4 protein-coding genes are annotated in these 5245 nt (G+C 54.7%); all 4 read left to right on the plus strand.

Translation table 11 applies throughout. The features are described 5' to 3' along the window. Nucleotides 1–80 precede the first annotated feature (80 nt). A complete protein-coding gene (gene ttcA / locus ACTG4M_RS16880; RefSeq protein ID WP_439124837.1) occupies nucleotides 81–962 on the plus strand; it encodes a tRNA 2-thiocytidine(32) synthetase TtcA in 882 nt (293 codons plus the stop codon). A 124-nt stretch (nucleotides 963–1086) separates the two neighbouring features. Beyond that, nucleotides 1087–2550: an EAL domain-containing protein gene (locus ACTG4M_RS16885; protein WP_439124834.1), complete on the plus strand. Its 1464-nt coding sequence runs from the start codon at nucleotides 1087–1089 to the stop codon at nucleotides 2548–2550. Nucleotides 2551–2694: 144 nt separating this feature from the next. Next, nucleotides 2695–4509 (plus strand): membrane protein insertase YidC, encoded by a 1815-nt coding sequence (yidC, locus tag ACTG4M_RS16890; protein ID WP_439124835.1) that lies wholly within the window; start codon nucleotides 2695–2697, stop codon nucleotides 4507–4509. After that, nucleotides 4506–5245 (plus strand): MOSC domain-containing protein (locus tag ACTG4M_RS16895; protein WP_439124836.1); only part of this gene is annotated, 740 nt, incomplete at its 3' end. The genes yidC and ACTG4M_RS16895, both read left to right, overlap by 4 nt.

The following is a 5245-nucleotide window of genomic DNA, read 5'->3' on the forward strand; positions in this document are numbered from 1 at the left end:
GGATTACAAGATCAACCGTGTCGACGATCTTCTGCCGTGGAAAGCCGCATCATAGGGCGGTCAGACCGGACGATTACAATATGCTTGATGATGCCGACGATATACACCCACTGTTCTACGGTGCGCCCAAAACCACCGAGTTCAAAAAATTGCGCAAGCGCATCGTGCAGAATGTGCGTGAAGCGATTGAACAATACGGTATGATTGAACGCGGCACTGCAACACCACCAAAATGGCTGGTATGTCTGTCGGGCGGCAAAGACAGCTATACTTTGCTGGCCATACTTCACGAACTCAAATGGCGTGGTTTGCTCCCCGTGGACCTGCTCGCATGCAATCTGGATCAGGGTCAACCAGACTTTCCCGCTACGGTGCTTCCAGAGTTTCTTGAAAAGATGGGCGTCCCTCACCGGATCGAATATCAAGACACCTATTCCATCGTCGTCGACAAAGTTCCGCAGGGCCGGACTTATTGCGCACTGTGCTCTCGCCTTAGACGCGGAAATCTCTACCGGATCGCCCGCGAAGAAGGCTGTAGTGCCGTCGTCTTGGGCCATCACCGAGACGATATTCTTGAAACCTTTTTCATGAACCTATTTCACGGTGGCCGGCTTGCGACGATGCCCCCAAAGTTGGTCAACGAAGAAGGTGACCTGTTCTTGTACCGACCGCTTGCGCATGTGGCCGAGGCCGATTGCGAGAAGTTCGCTCAGTCTATGCGCTATCCGATTATTCCGTGCGACCTGTGCGGCAGCCAGGACGGTCTACAGCGGCAACAGGTCAAAGCGATCCTCGATGGTTGGGAAAAGAACAGCCCCGGTCGTCGCCAAGTCATGTTTCGGGCTCTGACGAACGCAAGACCGTCGCACCTTTTGGACAGTCAGCTTTTTGATTTCAAAGGCCTTTCCACCGAAATGGCCAAAGATAACGAGAATTCGCAGGAAATTCCCAAGCTGGGTTAAGTCTTGGGTTACCAATGTACCGCCATTCTGCCCAAAATGACTTCAGGGCAAAATTGCGATGGAATCACGGACATACAAGCGCGGTCTTTCGCGGCTACTCCGCACAAGTCTGAATGGGCCGCAGATGTTGGCATTTCTTCCAGCCTTATGCTTGGCTGGCTATTGGGGCGGTGGTGAGGTTTTGCTGGTCACCATCGCGCTTGGCACTCCTTTGATTTATGCGGTGACTGGGGGTTTTGGCCAGCCGTTCCACGCGCATGAAATGGCAAAAGTCCCGGCGCCAGATCTTGCATCAGTGGCGCAGGACTTTCTTGAAATCGCCCAACACAATGGCCAGACGACGGCATGCCTAAAAATTGAAATTCATGGCCTTGCTGAACTTGCAAACCGTTTTGGGCCATCCGCGACTAATGATGCTCGCGAACTGATTAGATCCAGATTGGCGACCACTTTACGGTCCGGTGACCACGTTTTCCAGACTGGCGATACGTGCCTGACAGTCCTGATTTCTCCCGGTTTTCGGCTCAAGTTGGACACGCTGCTGGACGTGGCCAAACGTCTACGCACCGTAGCCGAGCCCCCCCTCTCTGTCGCAGGAAGCAGCCAGTATGTTTCCGTCTATATCGGGATCGCGTCGTCTTTGAATTTTGGACGCAACGTGACGGCTGACACATGGCTGCGGTCGGCATCTGAAGCTTTGATCGAAGCCACAGAAACCGGGTCCGGCGCGACGCGGGTCTGGTCAGAAAAACTGTCCCGTAAGCATCACGCAAAGCGAAACTTGCAAACCGGGGTCGCCGCAGCGTTCGAAGACGGACGCATCCAAGCCCATTTCCAACCGCAGGTCAGCGTAACAACCAATGACGTGACCGGAATGGAGGTGCTTGCCCGTTGGGATCATCCCACGCAGGGTATGCTTGCGCCAAGCGTATTTCTTAATGCGATCGAAGACAGCCAACAGATGTCCCGTCTTGGCAAAACGATACGCACTCAATCTATCGCCGCGCTACAGGCGTGGGACGATATGGGCTATGACGTGCCAACAATTAGCCTCAACCTTTCAGGACAAGAACTGCGGGATCCTAATTTTGCCGAACACGTCCAGGCCGAACTGGACCGTTCAATGCTTCTTGCCCATCGTTTGGTCTTTGAAGTGCCCGAAAGGTTGTTTGTAAACCTGAAAGACGACATCGTCCGACGCAATCTCAGCGCGTTGGTTGCGTTGGGATGTACACTAGACATTGATGGCTATGGGGTCGGTGGGTCGGATATCGCGATGCTTCAGAAAATCGCGGTCAACCGCATCAAGATTGACCAGAGCCTAATCCGAGGTGTCGATACCTCGTGTGAAAGACACCGCGTCTTTCACGCGATTCTCGACATGTGTAAAAGGCTCGAAATACAAGCCGTGGGCACCGGCGTGGAAACAGTGGGGGAACATGGGGTGTTGCGCGAATTGGGCTGCCAAGTTGCTCAAGGCTTTCTTTTTGCCGAACCTGCCTCAGCCGTGGATATGAGTCTTTGGCTGGCGGACCAACAGCAACAGAATGACCTGCCCGCCAATCCTGGCTTGCGACGAGTGAAATAACGTGATTTGCCCTACCGTGCAACGATCACAAGCTGCTGAACAAATGCCGCACCAGGCCGGTCTATCCTGTGAATCCGCTTGACCTTCAGGCACAGTGCCTGTTGAACGCAGCGGTAATTCAGAAACCACAGGCGGCAGGCCCCTATGGACGATCAGAACAAGAATCTTCTCATCGCAACAGCGCTGAGCTTTGCGGTCATTCTCGTATGGTTTGTCTTGTTTCCGCCGCCTGACCCGGCGCTCGACCCCGAGAACGCGCTACCGCCTGCTAGCGAAAGCACTGCACCGGCCGTGGCCACCACGCCCGAGGCCGCTCCGGGTACGGCGGCGGTAACGACACAAAACAGCCCATCGGCGGTCGAAGATGCTCCGCGCGTTCAGATCGAGACGGATCGCCTCGTTGGTTCAATCTCGCTCACCGGTGGACGCATTGATGACCTCTCCCTCAAGGACTATCGCGTCAGCCTCGAAGAGGGCGCTGATGTTGTACACCTCCTGAATCCGGTTGGCTCTGCAAGCCCGTACTACGCCTTGTTCGGCTGGGCACCCGGTGGTGGATTGACGCTTGATGATGTGCCCAGCGTCGCAACAGATTGGGCGGTGGAACGCGGTGACACTCTAACCGCCGATAGCCCAATCACGCTACGTTGGGACAGCCCGAACGGCACCGTGTTCCGTCGCACCATCGAAATCGATCAAGACTTTATGTTTACGGTCACACAGTCCGTTGAAAACGCCAGCGACACTGCAATGACCATCGCGCCATATGGCTTGATTGCCCGGCACGGTGAACCCGCAGATCTCAAGAACTTTTTCATCCTGCACGAGGGTGTTGTCGCGATGGCCGACGGCACCTTGGCCGAGATTGACTATGGTGACATGACCGATTTCGCCATCGTTCCATCTGAAGGCGCACGCGCAGAAGTGACCCAAGTCAATGAAAATGGCTGGATCGGGTTCACCGATCACTACTGGATGACCACGCTCATTCCGGAAAACGGCACTGCGTTCCGCCAAGTCGCAAAGTATAACGACGCCAGCAATATTTATCAGACTGAGGCCGTTCAACCGACGGTCACGATCGAGCCCGGGCAAACGCGCGAAGTTTCAACCCAGCTGTTTGCCGGTGCCAAAGAATGGGAAACCATTCGCGAGTATCAGGAAACTGGCGTTGACCGGTTTATCGACGCGATCGACTGGGGTTGGTTTTTCTTCCTGACAAAGCCGATTTTCTGGCTACTGCACAATCTTAACGTTCTGATTGGCAACATGGGCTGGGCGATTATCGGCCTTACCCTCATCATCAAAGCGGCACTCTTCCCATTGGCGTACAAATCCTATGTCTCAATGGCGAAGATGAAAGAGCTTCAACCAGAGATGGAGAAGATCAAAGAGCGTGCGGGCGACGACCGCCAAAAGCTCCAGCAAGAAATGATGGAAATGTACAAGAAGGAAAAGGTGAACCCGGCCTCTGGCTGTTTGCCGATCCTGCTACAAATTCCGATCTTTTTCTCGCTTTACAAGGTTATTTTCGTAACGCTGGAACTGCGCCACGCCCCTTGGCTTGGTCCATTTCAAGATTTGTCGGCCCCCGACCCCACATCGATCTTTAACGTGTTCGGACTGCTGCCATGGGCGGCACCGGAACCCGGATCGTTGATTGCGTTGGTCTTTATTGGTATCCTGCCCCTGCTCTTGGGCATTTCCATGTGGCTGCAGCAAAAACTGAACCCGGCACCCACCGACGCCACACAAGCGATGATCTTTGCCTGGATGCCGTGGGTTTTCATGTTCATGCTCGGCGGATTTGCCAGCGGGCTTGTGGTGTACTGGATTGCGAACAACACGATCACCTTTACCCAGCAGTACCTCATCATGCGGTCGCAGGGTTATAAGCCGGACGTGTTTGGTAACATCAAATCCAGCGTGAAGCGCGGTCCGAAAACGGACGAGAAATGACAGCCACCGTCACTGAAATCTGGCGCCACCCAATCAAAAGCCATGGTCGGGAGAAGCTGGAGTCGGTGACGCTTGCTGCCGGTCAGGCGATGCCATTGGACCGTCATTGGGCCGTGGCACATGAACGTTCGAACGTCGATGGGAAGGAATGGGCAAGCTGTGGCCATTTCTGCCGTGTTGCCAAGTTGCCTAGCCTCATGGCCATCACATCAGACTTTGACGCAACTTCGGGACAGATGACCCTTCGACACCCGAACGCTGACTCGCTGGTTTTCAACCCAGATACGGACGAGACGGTGTTTCTGGACTGGATCAACGCGCTGATTCCTGAAGACACACTTCGCCCTGCACGACTGATTAAGGCGCAGGCACAGGCCTTTACGGACAGCGATTTTCCCAGCATTACTTTGTGCAATCACTCGTCTCACCGCGCGGTAGAACAGCGCACAGGGCGGCCGTTGTCGCATTTGCGGTGGCGTGGGAACATCTGGATTGATGGACTTGCCCCTTGGGAAGAATTCGATTGGGACGGTCGCGATGTGCGTGTAGGAGACACCGTTCTGCGGGTCAAAGAACGTACAGACCGTTGTAAATCAACCCATAGCAATCCGAAAACTGGGCTGCGCGATGCCGATGTTCTTGGCGCGCTGGACAGTTGGGGACATCAGGATTTCTCTGTGCGCGCCGAAGTCGTCAACGGCGGTGTGATCAATATTGGCGACGAGGTGACACGTGT

This window comes from Marivita sp., from assembly GCF_965656765.1.
GTDB lineage: Bacteria > Pseudomonadota > Alphaproteobacteria > Rhodobacterales > Rhodobacteraceae > Marivita.